14 protein-coding genes are annotated in these 16,435 nt (G+C 43.0%); 8 read left to right on the plus strand and 6 right to left on the minus strand.

Features of this window, described 5'->3' with window-relative positions; all coding sequences use genetic code 11:
- Nucleotides 1–68 precede the first annotated feature (68 nt).
- Together NL644_RS14115 and NL644_RS14120 are read right to left on the minus strand one after the other, a co-directional pair.
- Entirely contained in the window at nt 69–635 is a 567-nt protein-coding gene (locus NL644_RS14115; RefSeq protein WP_046874890.1) for a hypothetical protein, read from the minus strand.
- Nucleotides 635–1,270 carry a LysE family translocator gene (locus tag NL644_RS14120; RefSeq protein ID WP_005393419.1) on the minus strand — a complete coding sequence of 212 codons (636 nt, stop codon included), beginning with the start codon at nt 1,268–1,270 and terminating at the stop codon, nt 635–637. Before NL644_RS14120 ends, NL644_RS14115 begins: the two co-directional genes overlap by 1 nt.
- Nucleotides 1,271–1,493: 223 nt before the next feature.
- Between NL644_RS14120 and NL644_RS14125 the strand changes: the two genes are divergently transcribed.
- On the plus strand, nt 1,494–2,966 hold the full coding sequence (locus NL644_RS14125; RefSeq protein WP_114322399.1) for a carboxypeptidase M32: 1,473 nt from the start codon (nt 1,494–1,496) through the stop codon (nt 2,964–2,966).
- A gap of 70 nt (nt 2,967–3,036) precedes the next feature.
- Here the strand turns inward: NL644_RS14125 and NL644_RS14130 are convergent, their stop codons facing one another.
- Nucleotides 3,037–3,987, minus strand: a complete 951-nt coding sequence (locus tag NL644_RS14130; RefSeq protein ID WP_114322623.1) for an LpxL/LpxP family Kdo(2)-lipid IV(A) lauroyl/palmitoleoyl acyltransferase — start codon at nt 3,985–3,987, stop codon at nt 3,037–3,039.
- Between the two features lie 283 nt (nt 3,988–4,270).
- Nucleotides 4,271–4,417 carry a hypothetical protein gene (locus NL644_RS14135; RefSeq protein WP_181869465.1) on the minus strand — a complete coding sequence of 49 codons (147 nt, stop codon included), beginning with the start codon at nt 4,415–4,417 and terminating at the stop codon, nt 4,271–4,273.
- Nucleotides 4,418–4,682: 265 nt separating this feature from the next.
- On the opposite strand from NL644_RS14135, the gene NL644_RS14140 reads away from it, so the two are divergent.
- A complete protein-coding gene (locus tag NL644_RS14140; RefSeq protein WP_253658535.1) occupies nt 4,683–6,110 on the plus strand; it encodes an APC family permease in 1,428 nt (475 codons plus the stop codon).
- 74 nt (nt 6,111–6,184) lie between these two features.
- Here NL644_RS14140 and NL644_RS14145 read toward each other — a convergent pair whose 3' ends face one another.
- Complete coding sequence (locus NL644_RS14145) at nt 6,185–6,541, minus strand: multidrug efflux SMR transporter (protein WP_005393429.1); 357 nt, start codon at nt 6,539–6,541, stop codon at nt 6,185–6,187.
- Between the two features lie 152 nt (nt 6,542–6,693).
- Complete coding sequence (locus NL644_RS14150) at nt 6,694–7,080, minus strand: hypothetical protein (RefSeq protein ID WP_012841885.1); 387 nt, start codon at nt 7,078–7,080, stop codon at nt 6,694–6,696.
- A gap of 340 nt (nt 7,081–7,420) precedes the next feature.
- Between NL644_RS14150 and metA the strand changes: the two genes are divergently transcribed.
- The 6 genes from metA to NL644_RS14180 all read left to right on the plus strand — a co-directional run bounded on the left by metA (nt 7,421) and on the right by NL644_RS14180 (nt 16,435).
- The gene (gene metA / locus NL644_RS14155) at nt 7,421–8,362 is read left to right on the plus strand and encodes a homoserine O-succinyltransferase (protein ID WP_006741610.1); all 942 of its coding nucleotides are present in this window, start codon (nt 7,421–7,423) and stop codon (nt 8,360–8,362) included.
- A gap of 178 nt (nt 8,363–8,540) precedes the next feature.
- On the plus strand, nt 8,541–9,266 hold the full coding sequence (pilW, locus tag NL644_RS14160; RefSeq protein WP_053807335.1) for a type IV pilus biogenesis/stability protein PilW: 726 nt from the start codon (nt 8,541–8,543) through the stop codon (nt 9,264–9,266).
- A gap of 269 nt (nt 9,267–9,535) precedes the next feature.
- Nucleotides 9,536–10,465: a phosphate/phosphite/phosphonate ABC transporter substrate-binding protein gene (locus NL644_RS14165; protein WP_053807334.1), complete on the plus strand. Its 930-nt coding sequence runs from the start codon at nt 9,536–9,538 to the stop codon at nt 10,463–10,465.
- Nucleotides 10,465–12,624, plus strand: a complete 2,160-nt coding sequence (locus NL644_RS14170; protein WP_253658536.1) for a GGDEF domain-containing phosphodiesterase — start codon at nt 10,465–10,467, stop codon at nt 12,622–12,624. The genes NL644_RS14165 and NL644_RS14170 overlap by 1 nt, the downstream gene beginning before the upstream one ends.
- A 145-nt stretch (nt 12,625–12,769) precedes the next feature.
- Nucleotides 12,770–15,949, plus strand: a complete 3,180-nt coding sequence (locus NL644_RS14175; protein ID WP_253658537.1) for a response regulator — start codon at nt 12,770–12,772, stop codon at nt 15,947–15,949.
- Nucleotides 15,950–15,958: 9 nt separating this feature from the next.
- Nucleotides 15,959–16,435, plus strand: coding sequence for a hypothetical protein (locus NL644_RS14180; RefSeq protein WP_005393443.1), 477 nt, complete (start codon nt 15,959–15,961; stop codon nt 16,433–16,435).

Here is a 16,435-nt window from a genome sequence, read left to right on the forward strand (position 1 = left end):
ATTGGAAATGGTAAAAACATAAAGCCCGCTGGTATTCAGCGGGCTTTATTTTATCTTAAGCTAAGCGGTTAATCTCTCAACCATTGATGCTCAACCTTTTCTCCGCGTTCTTGAAAAAACTTCGCATTTTTTTGCTTGAATTGATCCGACTTCAGCTCTGATAGCGGCCAGTCTGAAAACGCCTCTGTTACGAACGAATCTCCAACCCCAACTTCAATCGATTCAAGATGCTTCCCGATGTAGCGATAAAAGTAGCTCTGCCCCAGTGCATCACAAACCATCGGCACATGTCTCATGCGTTGATGGTTGACGGATACTGAAGCCCAAGTTGTCGTTTTAGGTTCGCAACTTTGCTCTTTTACAACATCAACTTCAAATTTATTGTCCATTGTTGTCGAGACAAAAACGACAATACCGTCATTCATATACACACGTCGAAGTAATAGCTGTTTCGTATCTTGAGTTCGCGTCTGTTGTATTCCATTGGAAAATGGCTCGAAATAGCCCCAGTGCCAAGACCAGGTCATGCCACGTTGCGCAAACTGTACCTGTGGCCATGTCTGCCAAACAATGGCACCAACCACGCCAGTAATAAACACAACGAGTAATATCAAAATGTGGTAAATATTGCGCATTACACGGGCTTTTCAATCAATAACTTTACGCCAAGTGCGACTAAGACAGCGCCCGTCGCCCCTTCCATCCACTTCATAAAGCTTGCATTCTTTAACAGGCTCTTAGCTGAGTTAAGTGCGCCAGCCAAACCACACTGCCAAACCATCGCAATAATAAAGTGCACGGATGCCATCATCATTGATTGAAGCAAAGGAGAACCTTCTGGATTCACAAACTGTGGCAAGAACGCCAAGTAGAAAACTGCCGTTTTTGGGTTCAAGACGTTAGAAAGAAAGCCCTCTCTAAAAGAGCGTTTGCCATTAAACACTTCATGAACCTGCTCAGTCACTGACAAACCATTCTTCGACGACATCAGGGCTTTTAAACTGCTCAGACCAAGCCAAATAAGATAAGCTGCACCAATCATTTTTACGATTTGGAACAACTCTGCAGATTGCGCCAGAATGGCCGAAATACCAACCGCTGAAAAGAAAGCATGCACAAATAAGCCAAAGCAAATCCCTAAACTGGTTGTACATCCGTCTTTTAAACCCGCGCGACTGGTATTACGGATAACAAGGGCCGTATCTAAACCCGGCGTTAGCGTTAAAATAGTGATGGCAATAATAAATGCCTCAAAATTCAAGATATCCATATTATCGTGATAATTAATTGTTAATCCGTCATCAATACCGTCAATCCACGAGATTCGCAAGCTTCTTTTTTAAGAGAGCTATACAACTGAGTGAATTTATGGACAATGAGTGAAGATTAATTGTTAATTATTAGTAAATTAACGCAGGTTGTTTCGTGCAACTCGACGTAAAGGACCCGTTATCGGGTGTTTAGGGAAAGAACAAAAGAATAAGAGTAGTCACATGAAAGCATTTACAAAACTCATTGAACATTCCAAAAAAGTGGCAAATTTTGAGCACCTTTCTGCCATCATAGGTTGGGACCAAGCAGCGGTCATGCCATCTGGTGGCGCTGAAGCGCGCTCCAATGCTATGGCAGAGCTTGATGTACACATCCACTCATTGATGACTCAGCCACACTTGGGCGAACTTTTCGCTCAGGCAGAAGAAGAGACGCTATCTGCAAGTGAAAAGTCCATCCTACGAGAAATGAAACGTGAATGGCAACAAGCTAACTTGCTACCAGAATCATTAGTTCAAGCTCAATCTCTTGCTGGCTCCAAATGTGAACATGCATGGCGTACGCAACGCGGAGAAAATGACTGGTCTGGCTTTGAAAAGAACTGGGCAGAAGTCGTCAAACTATCGCAAGAAGAAGCGCAAATTAGAGCCGAAGAAAACGGCACAACGCCTTACGATGCCATGCTTGATATTTATGAACCAGGCACAACGTCTGCATCGTTAGACACGCTTTTTGCTGACGTAAAAACGTGGCTACCTTCCTTGATAGACGAAGCGCTTGAAAAACAGCAATCAGACAACATCTTATTGCCAACTGCGCACTACCCTGCGGAAAAACAAAAAGCGCTGGGACTGGAAGTCATGAAGCTACTTCAATTCGATTTTGAACACGGTCGGCTTGATGAAAGTGTCCACCCATTTTGTGGCGGTGTGCCAACAGATGTGCGTATTACAACACGTTATGATGAAAGCGAGTTTGTCCAATCATTGATGGGGATCGTCCACGAAACTGGCCATGCCCGATACGAGCAAGGGCTACCAAAAGGTTTAGCAGGAACACCAGCTGGTCAAGCCCGCTCTATGGGAATTCATGAGTCACAGTCGCTCTTCTTTGAAATGCAAATAGGACGAAACAACGCATTTATCGACCACCTTGCTCACATGGCTTCCAAGCATTTTTCTGGGGATGAATTTGAAAAAGACAATCTAGCCAAAATCTACACTCGAGTAGAGAAAGGCTTTATTCGCGTAGATGCGGACGAATTAACATACCCTGCCCACGTTATTCTTCGATACGAAATTGAACGTGATCTTATTAACGGTGCCATCAAGCATACAGACGTACCAGAGCTCTGGAACGAAAAAATGAAAGCGTATTTGGGACTCTCAACGGAAGGAAATTTCAAAAACGGCTGTATGCAGGACATTCATTGGACAGATGGAAGTTTTGGATATTTCCCGTCTTACACTCTCGGTGCGATGTACGCAGCCCAGTTCATGGCCGCAATGAAGCAAACAGTAGATGTGGACGCGGTTATTCGCTCTGGCGATCTGACGCCGATATTCGATTGGCTGTCGAAGAACATCTGGAGTAAAGGCAGCTTATTAACAACGGATGATCTCGTAAGAGAAGCAACGGGTGAAACACTAAATGCTAAGCACTTCCAAGCGCACCTAAAAGGCCGCTACCTGTAAATAGAAAAAGAATAGAACGTAAAAGCCCAAGGTTCGTATGTTCCTTGGGCTTTTTTAAGCTCTTTCTATGCTATGCCAAGCTAGGGATAAGTCTGGACTTGTACAAACAATCCTCGCCTTCAGGTCTGGTTTTAAACCGACGGTGAAGCCACATATATTGGCTCGGACTTGCCATGATTGACGTTTCAACTATCTTATTCACGAAAACTGCCGCACCTTGAGGATCTTCTTTCGGGAAACCGTCGACTGGCGCACTAATCGTCAAGGTATAGTGTCCGTCCTTTCCTCTTACCATCGTAAAAGGCACGATGGCACAATCTGTCGAATCAACCAGCAGACTTGTACCTGTCGTCGTGCAAGCATTTTTAACGGCAAATAATGGCGCAAACGTCGAGCGTCGGCTTCCATAATCATGATCCGGTGCATACCAGACCCGCTCACCCGTTCTAAGCGCTTCAAGCATGGCTTTAACGTTCTTGCGGTCAATAAGCGTACGATTAGAGCGAGAACGCCCCTTGTATTGAAAGTAATCAAAACACGGATTGTTGTTTGGGCGATAAACACCAGTTCCAGACTTTTTAATGCCAAAAGCACGAGCACCTAACTCTAAGTTCATCGAGTGTACGGCCAACATTAATGCCCCTTTGCCTGATTTTTCTAAAGCCTCGAGGTGCTCCATTCCTTTTATCGTAACGTGTTTGTTTACCCGTTTATCAGACCAAAACCATGCCATCGCCGTCTCAAATAGCGCAATACCTGTATTGTCGATATTGTCTTTTAAAATTGCTTCGCGTTGGCATTCTTCCATCTGAGGAAAGCAAAGCTCAAGATTGCGCCTAATCGTAACTTGACGTTTTTTCATGATTCGCATAGCTAAACGGCCAATGCCACGTCCTAATGCTAACTGAACTTTGAAAGGAAGGAGACTGAGTAAGTACATTACGCTGATGATAATTAAGGTTCCCCAGTAACGAGGCAAAAGAAATTCAGCCTTGAATTCAGGCTTTTGGTATTTATTCATGTGAGTATTGTCAGATGTGCCCATCTATAAGTGATAAAAACAATGATAATGGACTGCACTTTTATCATTGATAGCGCTAATAACATAAATTAAAGCGCGCGGATTCTATGGTTCTTCGACACACTACACAATAAGAACTTTGCAGAAATATGTAGGGGGATGAAAAAGCAGCAAAGATGAATCACCACGTTAACATCGATTGGAGTGATTAATCTACCGCACTTTCATAAAGTTTGGACAAACATAACTTTGTGTTTTCAATGCGCTAGATAATGGTGTTTTTTTAACCCCATAATGCAGCTATCATGAAAATAACAATAAACATGATAATCATTACCCTGAACAAGTAAGACAACTTTCCGGTGCCACCTTTTGGCGCTTGGTTACAGCATCCCATTGTTTTCTCCATCGTTTCATTTCGATATGGCATTAATGTACTCCTTGACCTTAGGGGAAAGTCAAACCTTTACCTAAAGGTTCTAATTTATCGCTATAAGTGTTTATTTATCCGACATATCACTCGTTTATATCCCATGGAAATAAAGCGCGTTGTTTTCAGCTCATTTTCGGATAAATACATACCGTTTTTCGCTATATACCCACTATTTATGAGGAATCTACAATACGCGAGTCTTACTTGTAGCACGCTACTTTTACAACCTAGAAGCTGTGCGCTCATCCATTAAAGGTATCGAATGAGCAATATCGTTAAATCCGCCGTTAAATTGAGTGTTTTCTCTATCATCATGATCACCGTAACTTCGGTCGACAGCATAAGGAACATTCCTGGGGCGGCTTTGTTTGGTAGCCATGCCATCTCTTTCTTCTTACTTGCTGGACTTTGTTTTTTTGTCCCTACAGCGCTAGTGTGTGCTGAGCTAAGTACCACTTATCCAGAGCAAGGTGGTGTATATCTTTGGGGCAAAGAAACACTAGGGCCAAACTTTGGCTTTGCCACCGTGTGGTATCAATACGCTGAAAATATTGTTTACTATCCACCTTTAATTTCATTCATTGTTGCAACGGGGGCCTACCCTTTTTTCCCAGACCTGGCGCAAAACAACATGTTTATGTTGGTGATGATTAATGTGATTTTTTGGGCGTTAACTTTAGTTAATATCTTTGGCTTGCGCCTCTCTTCCCTGATTACAAATGTATTCGGCACCCTAGGTTTGATATTTCCGATTCTATTGATTATCGGATTAGGCGGGTACTGGGCGTATACCCATCCTGGTGAGTCTCATATCTCGCTTCGCCACGTATCTGACTGGTTGCCGGACCTTTCTCAAGATGGGATCGGAGCGGGTTTTACTGCGGTAGTTCTGTCACTTACAGGCCTTGAAATCACGACCTCTTATGCAAGCGAAGTCGAAAATCCGCAAAAAGCCTATCCCAAAGCTCTGCTGATCTCCACAATCTTAATCTTGGTTTCTCTGACGGCGTGCTCACTGTCCATTTCTTCGGTCGTCTCAAGTGACCATTCTAGTTTGAGTGAAGGAGTGATACTTGCCTTCAAAGCTTTTTTTGATGATCTGCACCTCTCATTCCTGCTGCCTGTCATTGCCCTTGCTATTGTTTTTGGCACGCTTGCAAGCCTGAATAACTGGATAATCGCCCCGACTAAAAGTCTGCATGTTGCCGCAAAAGATAGTTTCATGCCGATGTCGCTCGCCAAAGAAAACCGCAACCAAGCCCCCGTCTCATTGTTGCTCTTGCAAGGCACGATTGTTAGCGTGCTCTCTTTGGTTTTCATTTTTGTTCCTAACGTCAATCAAGGCATGTGGTTATTGAATATCCTGATGACTCAGCTCTATATGGTGATGTACATCTGTATTTTTGTTAGCTTTTTGGTCTCACGCTACAAACACGCAAATATTGAGCGCCCATTTCGAGTTGCGGGCGGAAAAATAGGAATGTGTTTAGTGGCAGGATTAGGCTTGATGAGTTGCTTGGTGACGATTGTTGTATCTTTTGACGTGCCAGCAGGAATTAGCGCAAAAACTGGTGCATATGCACTGATATTAGGGTTTATCACATTTAGCCTCCCAGCGTTCGCCGCCGTGATGTATCGCAATCGAAAACATCGTCAACAAAGCAAAATGCTTGAGGTACTAGTAAGTTAACTATTGGATTGACATTAAAAAGCCGCAGCAATTTCTCGCTACGGCTTTTTATTTGGCATCACAAGTTGTGTTAGTCATCCGTGTCCTACAGTCTTGGATAACAGGTTAACAATCATCACACCAGTGAGGATAAACCCAATGCCAACAAGCGCCGGCAAATCTAGCCGCTGTCCATAAACAAAGTAGCCAACCGTCGCAACTAAAACAATACCCGCCCCACTCCATATGGCGTAAACAACCCCAACAGGCATCGTTTTTACCGTGACGGAAAGCAAGAAGAAAGCAATGCCGTAACCAATCAGAACGACTGTGCTAGGCATCATTTTCGTAAATTGCTCTGTTTTGGGAATATAGGAAGTGGCAATCACTTCACATACAATCGCGATCGACAGCGCCAACATTGGCGGCATAGAGACAAGCATTTTGAACATAAGGCATTAACGCTCAACAGAAATGTAACCGACAACACGTCCGGATAATTAGGTCGCGCATTATACCCAACTCATCTCTCGATGGAATACCTCTTACTCAAGCGGCTTCAAAATGCAGGATTCACAGCGTGATCACTTGAATATAGAGACATTCACACGCCATCGCTTTCACTCACTTCTTGATGAGTAAGCGACAGGCCTGCTTTTTGGTGCTGCCGAGCAATTTCAAAGTAGATGTGCATATCAATTGGCTCTGGTGTATTGAGCAGCATCTTGCCCACTTCTCGTTGAAAGTGACCATAATTACCTAACTCATCCGTCAGCCCTAGCTGCTCGTAAGAAGCTTCATTGGCAAACATTCCATAGGCATACTGATAATGACTTAGATCCTTGCTCTTATCATGACCAAGCTCTTGAAGGGCTTGATCAATTTCTTTCGGCGTATAAGTATCTTTATCGCCAAACAAGCGCAATAGTACGCTAGGAACCTCTTGAGCGATGCTCTGAATTTTTGTCTTTCTTTTAAAAATACCGAACATAATGTCCTCCACTGACGATGTTTCCAAATACACACTTTAATGCATATTGGTGAGCTGATTGTTTTTAGTATGGCTCATTAATCTGAGACTTCCTTACAACGAAGTCACTTCCGCATATTAACGTGATCACATAATTACCAGCAAATAGTACGAACAGCGTTTCAAACATATCTCATCAGAAACTCCGCTCTAGTCACAATTGTGTGACAGCTTCGAGCTCGGTTTACCATAATGTAAAGAGTAGATTGAAAAGTCATATTTCGTATCGACATCTAAACTTAATTAAGTTAGCTTTAGAAGTATAGACGTCTAGATTGACTATACTTAGGGAGAGAAAGTCGTGCCAATTAGAATTCCAGATCAATTACCAGCCACCGATGTGCTAAGGACAGAGAACATCTTCGTAATGAGTGAAACGCGTGCTGCGAGTCAGGAAATACGTCCTTTACGAGTGCTGATCCTGAATCTGATGCCCAAAAAAATAGAAACTGAAACTCAGTTTTTGCGTCTACTCTCAAACAGCCCATTACAAGTCAATGTCGAGTTATTGCGCATTGATAACCGCCCAAGCAAAAATACGCCAACCGAACATTTGGATACTTTTTATCGTCAATTTGAAATGGTGAGAGATAAAAATTTCGATGGCATGATCATTACTGGTGCCCCACTAGGTTTGGTTCAATTTGAAGATGTCATTTATTGGGACCACCTAAAAACCATCATGGAATGGGCAAAAGATCATGTGACATCGACTCTTTATGTCTGCTGGGCAGCACAAGCAGGGCTGAAGTTGCTCTACGATCTACCTAAAAAAACGCGTAAAGAGAAACTTTCAGGCGTGTACCATCACCAGATTCATCATCAATTCCATCCTATGTTACGTGGGTTTGATGACACATTTTTAGCGCCTCATTCACGCTATGCCGACTTTTCACCTCACTTTTTAGAAGAACATACCGACTTAGACATCCTAGCCACATCGGATGTTGCAGGTGTTTACTTAGCGACAACAAAAGACAAGAGAAATGTGTTTGTTACTGGGCATCCTGAATACGATTCGCATACCTTACATAACGAATATATCCGCGATTTAAGCGAAGGCATGGAACCAGCCATTCCCGTCAACTACTATCCAAACAACAATCCTGATAATCCACCAATTGCCAGTTGGAGAAGTCATGGACATCTCCTCTTTTTAAACTGGCTGAACTACTGCGTTTACCAGCAAACACCTTATGATCTTGATCACTTCAGTGAAGATGCTTTTACTAAAGACGATTAACCTCAAAGCACGCAAACAAAGCGCTTATGATGCCTAAATGTAATATGTGAACCAAGCCGCCATATGGCGGCTTTTTCATACCAGTTTGCAAACCTGATCGCATAGTGTTTTTTCCTCAATAGGCTTTTGCTACGTAATTCATATCATGCTGGGAGATTCAGGGATGTAGGGACAAAGAATGAAAACAACAAAGCTCGGTGCACTACTATTAATCTCTCAGTTTGCACTTGTGGGCTGCGTGACGGTGAAAGAAGATGGTAGCCCTGTCGTTAAAGCCGATCCTGTAGCAATGGCAGAATCACGTATCGCACTTGGCCTAGGTTATTTAGAAGGCGGCAATATGATTCGCGCGCATGATAACTTGCAACAAGCCTTAACCCACGCACCTCAATACTATCGTGCTCAGTTATCGATGGCTCACTACTATGAAACGGTTGGTGAAGATGCTAAAGCCGAGCAAATGTATAAACGCTCTCTACGCCAACACACCAAAAACGGTAACGTGCTCAATAACTACGGCACCTTTCTTTGCAAGCGGGGTGACTTCGAGAAAGCCGATCAAATGTTTAATCGAGCCATTGAGCAGCCTTATTACTATCTCATTCCGGCCAGTTATGAAAACGCCGCATTTTGCGCGTTGAAGTCACAAGATAAAGACAAAGCGAAATATTACTTCGCCCGAGCTATTGATCATGACCCTCATAGGCCAAAATCTATTTTGCAGCTAGCCAAGCTAGAAATTGATAGCGGCAATTACACTGAAGCCAGAATTCGATTAATGAGGTTTAATCAAATGTATGGCGTTAAGAAACCCTCTTTACAGCTCATGATTCAACTTGAACGTGCAGCAGGTAATGAAGCACTCGAGAAAAAATATCAAAAGCAATTGGAGAGATTTTCTTAACACGACATCATGATAAAGAAGGTGTACTCGCTCACAGACACTACTGAACTTGACTAAGAATCCAGTGAATTCAAACCCACGGTGAAACATTCATCCTGTACATAAACTTCAAATTCGGTACTATTTGAACGGAATAAGTGACCAAGTCACATTATAAAAGTGCGCTAGTAAAACGAAATTTGTACATCATACTGTTTTTACTATTGATTTGGGGCGCATTAATAAATGCTAAATATTACTGACATGCACCAGAAGGAAGTTGAAGCCGGATGAAACCTGCCTGCACTCTGTTATCACTCACTTTGCTGAGTTCGCCTTTTGTCGTCAGTGCACAAGAAAATATTGAAAAAACATTCACGTTTGGCATTGTTTCCAATAAAGCTCAAAGCAAAATCAAAAAGTCGACGCCTTTTACGCAGTACGTGACCAATGGTTTGGCTGAATACGGATACACTAAGGGTGCTGTAAAAGTATTTAAAAATTATCGTCAGCTCGCGGTGGCACTAAAAAATGGCACCGTTCAAATTGCAACAGCCACCCCCTTCAATGCAATGACCCTCGAGGCAGAGTCTGGCAGCCAAGCCATTGCCATACGCTGGAAAAAAGGTTTACAAAAATATCATACGGTATTCTTTACCCACAAAGAGAGTGGTATCGAGTCGATTTCTGACCTGCGCGGAAAAACACTTGTTTTTGAAAAGCGTACATCCACCAGCAGCTATTACTTACCCGCTATTACACTGCTTAATCAAGGGGAGAAATTAGAATACCTCCCCTCCTCCGATGACAAACCAGCCAAAGACAGTATTGGATATTTATTCCTTGACGAGCACTTGGCTCAATCGAATGAAATCAACCTTTCAGTATGGGTGTATAAGCAGAGAGTCGCAGCAGGAGCGTTCAGCAATTTCAATTGGAGCAACCCTAAAGATCTTCCAGAAAGCATGAAAGACAAACTAACGATTTTCGCTCGCTCGGTAGAAATACCTAGAGACTTAATTCTCGCCTCTCCGACCTTAAGCCAAGATCAGCAACATAAAATCACGTCAATATTGCTCGGTATGGAGGCATCTCAGCAAGGTGCTTTAGCACTTAAACAGTTCCAAAACACGAAAAAGATCACCGCTCTAACGCCAGAAATGTCCGCGTCCTTAAATACCGTTCGAACATCTATTCACTTGTTACCGAAGGTGGATTGATGTTCCACAAACTCTCACTCGAAACTAAATACATTTGCTCGACCATTTTTGTTGTCCTGTTTGTCGTAGTGATAAACCTCGCACTATATATGCATGGTTACGATACGTACTCAAATAACTTAACCCGCCAAATCACCGAGAACTCACAAGAAAAAACAGAGTCTTACGTCAAGCAAAAAGGATTGGTTTACGCAGAGTTATTATCAAAGCAACTTTTTGACCCACTCTATACGGATAATATCAGCCAAGCATACGAGCAGATTAAAGCAACATTAAGCCAACCAGATGTCTCGAAGATACACGTTGTTGATAATGAAGGGCTAATCTTTCACGACGGTACGACTCAGCTGAGTATGTTTGCCCAGCCTCATTACCGTTCTCGCTTTATTTTAAAAGCAATAGAAGAGTCTAGAATTCTCATTTCTTTTTCTAAACATCAATTAGAAATTGCGGCACCGATTCAGCAACCGAATATCACACTGGGCGCGGTGTATCTTGAACTCAACCTAGCACATCTATTAGAAGAGAAAGAACAAAACATTGCTCAAGTACAAGCGCTTACCTCAAACGATAAGCAAAAGATGTTTAACTTGCTGCTCACGATCAGTGCGATATCCGTTCTGCTCGGAAGTGCCATCGCGTATGCTTTGGGTCGCTCATTAATAAAACCACTCAAACAACTTAAAGAACAATTTACAGAGTCAAATACTCAAGCACTGCCAATCACTGATATAAAAAGTAAAGATGAAGTAGGTGATCTTATTTCGGCGTATAACAAAATGTCGAACAAAGTGAACCGATACACAAGCCGGGTGGAGTTCATGGCGTATCACGACATTCTTACCTCCCTGCCTAACCGAGAAAAGTTGCTCATTGATATCCAAAAGCAAATAACGAACCGCAAATCACCCTCACTCGCGGTTGTTTTTATTGATCTGGATGACTTTAAACATATTAACGATAACTACGGGCATAGCATCGGGGATAAATTGCTAGGTCATCTCGCCTCAGAACTTCAAGGTCGTTTGCCGAGTTACTTCCAGCCTCTTTACCGTCTTTCAACCATCGTAAGCCGAGTCGGCGCTGACGAATTTGTGCTGGTCTTTCCATGCAAAGACAGCCTCCACGCTAGAGAAAAAGCGGACGATATTCATCGCCAACTGCTTTCTCCTTTTAACTTGGAAGAGAACGATATTCAAATTACGGCAAGCCTTGGAATCGCGGTGTATCCGGAATTTGGCTCGAATGCTGAGTCTCTTTTACAACTCTCCTCACTGGCGGCGCAAGAATCTAAACGACGCGGCAAAGATATCATGACGATATACGATTCCGCGTTTGATGAGACAGTGAAGCAGCGCTTATACATAGAAAAAGAACTGCGCCGCTCAATACGTGATTTATCTCAGTTCGAGCTTTGGTATCAACCCCAGTTCGACCTCAACACCTACCAGTTGATTGGTGTCGAAGCATTGGTTAGGTGGAATCACCCAGAGAAGGGTTATATCAGCCCAGAATTATTTATCCCGATTGCAGAACAAAGTGACTTAATTTTAGAGCTTGGTGAATACCTCATCGAGACAGCAATTAGCCAGCGAGCACAATGGGCGGGTCATTTCACTGCTGATTTTCATATCGCATTAAATTTGTCTCCTAGGCAGATCTACCGCCAAGATTTAAGTCAGCTCTTTTCGAAATATTTACAACAATATCAAGTCCCCCCTCAAACCATTCATGTTGAAGTGACAGAGTCTCTGTTTATTGATGATATTGAGAAAGCGCAGTACGTGCTCAGAAAATTACAAGCTAACGGCGTAGAAGTGTGGCTAGATGATTTTGGAACTGGGTACTCAGCCCTCGCCTACCTACAACAAATGTCGTTTGATGGGCTTAAAATTGACCGTTCATTTATCGCTCAAATCCAAAACAATGAACAAGATGATTCATTAGTCCGTGCGATTATATCCATGGCTCATAACCTAAGAATGAGAGTGGTAGCTGAAGGCATAGAAACCCAGACCCAACTAACAAGGATGGAATCGCTTCACTGCGACGTTGTTCAAGGCTTTTTCTTGGGTAGACCGGTGCCGGCAGAAGAAATCATAGAGTTTGAGCAACAACGCCAAGCAATAGATGACTCAACCGCCAGCAACTATGCTTAACTGAATAATTTATCGCGTTCATTTAATTAAAGGGGATTCGTTCTGCAATATTGGTCACACTTCGCCATCTCGCAAGTATGAATTTCCTCTTAAAATCTAACATTTGAGATAGGTAAACTACACTTTTCATATCAACTCTTTGGATATGGAAACGCGTGTGGTCGGGATATTTGCTTGGAACAACCTGTCTGTAAAGCAGAAACTTTTTGGATTGGTCCTACTACCAATCTTATTGTTATTGCTTCTGGCGGGCAAACATGTACAAAACCTCTCTATCCAAGCTCAAGAACTTCAAAAAGCACAACTCTTCTCCCAATATATAGATCGTGTTTCCTCACTGTATTATTTGATGAGCGATCCAAAGGTCGTGAATAACGCTCAAGAAACCCGCCAACTCGTTCAAACTTTACAAGATACAGCTTCACCTGTTTTTGGTGACAATGCCGATATATTAAATCAGCTCACGAATTTCGAAGAAGCAACACTGTCAATGCTCTCGTCCAATAATACAGAAGATAAGTTAGATGCAGCTGAGTGGCGTGCCGACACATTCAAAGAGATTCTTTTGAGTTTGGATAGAGTCTATTTCAGCCATGTAAGTTATGAAACCAACACTCACCTCTCCTCATTGATGCAGCTTGAGTGGTTAATGTTTTGGTCAACAGAAGAGCATAGACTCAGCAAATACTTGGTGGAATCTACAGAGCAGGGGCAGATTTACGATCCAGCTATCCAAGCTAGTATCCAATCATTAATCCAGAACCAACAACTGCTGTTCGAACGCTTTGTCACACTTAATGCGAATAAGCAGCAAGTCCATCTTCTCATCGAAACCTTTACCGATAATGTGTTTGTTAAAAGCCAAGCATTTCGAGCCAATTTGTTGCAGCCATCAAACCTTAGCGTGTTGACCCCCGCTCAAATAGATGACGGGTTGTCTGCGCTTTATAAACGCTTAAGTTTATTACGTAACGTTGATGACCAGATGGAACGACAACTTATTGAGGATATAACCAAGACGATCAGTGAAACAACACAGCACCGCATTGGCTTCATTGCGCTAATGAGCCTCGTGACATTGCTGGTTGTGAGTTTGACACTGAGGTTAGTGCGTAAGGTCACTGGCAACTTGAATTTAGTCCTCGAATTCCTAAGTCGAGACACTTACGAAGAGGACAACAATGAAAACTCACCACTGACAGAGTTGACTAAAGGGAAAGATGAGCTCAGTAAGTTTGCTAAAGAGGTAAAAAAACTGAGTTACGAACGTGAGCAGTCAAGACAAAAGTTAACTCAAGCCAAAGAAGATGCTGAAAAGGCGAAAGATGATGCCATCGAGGCAAGCAAAGCCAAAAGTAGCTTTCTGGCGAATATGTCTCATGAGATTCGAACCCCTTTAAACGGTGTTATTGGCATTTCAGAAGCTTTGTCAGACACGCCGCTAACGGCGACACAACGTGATTATGTCGACACGATAGAAACCTCCTCGCAATTACTGTTGAGCTTAATAAATGACGTTCTGGACTTCTCTAAAATTGAATCTGGTATGTTGCTTATCAGCCCTCATTCAACCTGTGTTCGTGAATCCATCTACGATATTGCTTCTATTATTTCCCCGAAAGCGAAAGAAAAAGGCATTGATGTTCAAGTCAGCATCAGCCGCAATACGCCCTATCACGTTATGTTGGATGATCACCGTATACGCCAAATTATCATGAACTTCATGTCCAATGCCGTAAAGTTCACCGAACAAGGCTGCGTTGAACTCTCTGTCATCACTAGAGAAATCAAAAATGGTGAAGCGAGTATCGAGTTTTCAGTCAAAGACTCAGGGATCGGTATTGATGAGCAGCAACAAAAGAAGATATTTGCTCCTTTCGCCCAAGAAGATAACTCCACCACCCGACAGTTTGGAGGGACAGGGCTCGGGCTTGCAATTAGCACGCAGCTGGTAGAGTTGATGGGCGGTGAGATTCAGCTTGAATCCGAGAAAGGCAAAGGTAGCCGATTTTTCTTCGAACTTACGGCTCCAATTGTGACTAAAGAGTTCAATGGCTATCACTCCCTTAATCACAACGATATATGGATAGTTTGCAACAACCCTACTTTGGAGCAAAAGCTGCGTGACGAGTTGAGCTTTTTCCACATCAATGTTCAGCAATCAGTAAATACACTGGATGCTCTGCCAACGTGGATTGATAACGAGCGCATCATTGTTATCAACGTAGAAACTTCTCCAAATACCGCAGCCAAACATCTAGGTGAAATGAAAAGACTTTGCATGCAAAATGTTCGAGTTTGTCTTATTAAACACCTTCATAGTGCCCAACGTGATTTTGGTAACAGCATTAGTGCATTGGTCACTCACCCCCTCTTAGGACAGCGCTTAGTAAAAGCACTTGAAACTTGTGCTGCAAACTTCCCTCAAGCAAACCAGGAGAACACGACAACACCCAATGCTAAGACTCTCCCAAAAATCTTGGTGGTCGACGACAACACCGTTAATCAAAAAATCGCTGGATTACACGTCACAAAAGCGGGCTTCGACTTTGATATCGCCGTAAACGGAGAAGAAGCCGTAGATATGTTTCAACAGAATCAATACAGCTTAATCTTAATGGATTGCATGATGCCTGTGATGGATGGGTTTGAAGCAACCAAAATGATCCGTCAAATTGAAGCAAAAGAAAAACGGACGATCAGAATCCCAATTATCGCGCTAACAGCAAGTGTAGTCGATGATGACATTCAAAAGTGTTTTGATGTTGGAATGGATGGTTATGTGCCCAAACCTTTTAAAGCGGGTTTGTTGAAAGAGAAATTAGATAAAGCCATTGGACTACGCATTTCCAATATTGTTTCTGATGAAAAGCGACTGGCAACAAACACCACTCACACTCCTGAAAAAACCTCGCATGCTGAACAATCAGAAGCGACCGTGACGCCTATTCGCTCAGAACGGATTTTGCTCGTCGAAGATAACAGAGTAAATCAAAAAGTCGCTTCGCTGCTTTTATCCAAAGCTGGTTATCAATTTGAAGTGGCCGAAAACGGACAGGTTGCGGTCGAAATGTTCCAAAAAGATGGTGGGTTCGACATCATTTTGATGGACTGCATGATGCCGATCATGGATGGGTTCGAAGCCTCGCGACAAATACGCGCCTACGAAGCAAGTAAAGGTCTTCCTAAGACTCCCATCATCGCGCTAACGGCAAGTGTTGTGGATGATGACATTCAACGCTGCTTCGATTCAGGCATGGACGCTTATGTCCCCAAGCCTGTTCGTAGAGAAAAGCTGTTGTACCAGATTGAAAATGCGATATAGGTAGCGATGATGAGCGGCGACATTTCTCTCCTCTGTTTTCTTTTGCGCTGCATAAAACGCTACCTATTCATTGTTGTTTTCCTTCTACCCATAGATAGTCAAGTACTTGCTGCAGAGAGCTACGCCGTTTTCTCGTTTAATAGTGAGTTCTCGCCCCTAACCATCAATAAAGCGCGAAAGTTGTACAGAGGAAAAACGCAACTCTTACAAGGGCAGAGAATTGAGCTATCTGACTGGCCAGCGACATCAGCGGAGAGAGCGGAGTTCTATCGCTACCTTCTCAATAAAAACTTGGCGCAAATGAACGCGCACTGGGCGAGCTTGTCTTTTTCAGGCAAAGCGAGGCCACCCAAAGTGATTGCAAACTCTAGCATTGATGCGCTGATCACGTGGATGCAAGAAAAGCCCAATCGGATTGGTTATGCCCCTGCTTCGAGCGTGCCTGGAAATGCTCGTATTTTGTGTGTGGTGAGCTCGGAGGATTAA

It is taken from the genome of Vibrio sp. Y10_XG_PY6, from assembly GCF_024181795.1.
Classification (GTDB): domain Bacteria; phylum Pseudomonadota; class Gammaproteobacteria; order Enterobacterales; family Vibrionaceae; genus Vibrio; species Vibrio diabolicus.

What these genes read in the sequence shown, in the direction of transcription:
- NL644_RS14115 (WP_046874890.1), bottom strand. Translation starts at nt 635, where the DNA reads ATGCGCAATATTTACCACATTTTGATATTACTCGTTGTGTTTATTACT.
- NL644_RS14120 (WP_005393419.1), bottom strand. Translation starts at nt 1,270, where the DNA reads ATGGATATCTTGAATTTTGAGGCATTTATTATTGCCATCACTATTTTA.
- NL644_RS14125 (WP_114322399.1), top strand. Translation starts at nt 1,494, where the DNA reads ATGAAAGCATTTACAAAACTCATTGAACATTCCAAAAAAGTGGCAAAT.
- NL644_RS14130 (WP_114322623.1), bottom strand. Translation starts at nt 3,987, where the DNA reads ATGAATAAATACCAAAAGCCTGAATTCAAGGCTGAATTTCTTTTGCCT.
- NL644_RS14135 (WP_181869465.1), bottom strand. Translation starts at nt 4,417, where the DNA reads ATGCCATATCGAAATGAAACGATGGAGAAAACAATGGGATGCTGTAAC.
- NL644_RS14140 (WP_253658535.1), top strand. Translation starts at nt 4,683, where the DNA reads ATGAGCAATATCGTTAAATCCGCCGTTAAATTGAGTGTTTTCTCTATC.
- NL644_RS14145 (WP_005393429.1), bottom strand. Translation starts at nt 6,541, where the DNA reads ATGTTCAAAATGCTTGTCTCTATGCCGCCAATGTTGGCGCTGTCGATC.
- NL644_RS14150 (WP_012841885.1), bottom strand. Translation starts at nt 7,080, where the DNA reads ATGTTCGGTATTTTTAAAAGAAAGACAAAAATTCAGAGCATCGCTCAA.
- pilW (WP_053807335.1), top strand. Translation starts at nt 8,541, where the DNA reads ATGAAAACAACAAAGCTCGGTGCACTACTATTAATCTCTCAGTTTGCA.
- NL644_RS14165 (WP_053807334.1), top strand. Translation starts at nt 9,536, where the DNA reads ATGAAACCTGCCTGCACTCTGTTATCACTCACTTTGCTGAGTTCGCCT.
- NL644_RS14170 (WP_253658536.1), top strand. Translation starts at nt 10,465, where the DNA reads ATGTTCCACAAACTCTCACTCGAAACTAAATACATTTGCTCGACCATT.
- NL644_RS14175 (WP_253658537.1), top strand. Translation starts at nt 12,770, where the DNA reads ATGGAAACGCGTGTGGTCGGGATATTTGCTTGGAACAACCTGTCTGTA.
- NL644_RS14180 (WP_005393443.1), top strand. Translation starts at nt 15,959, where the DNA reads ATGAGCGGCGACATTTCTCTCCTCTGTTTTCTTTTGCGCTGCATAAAA.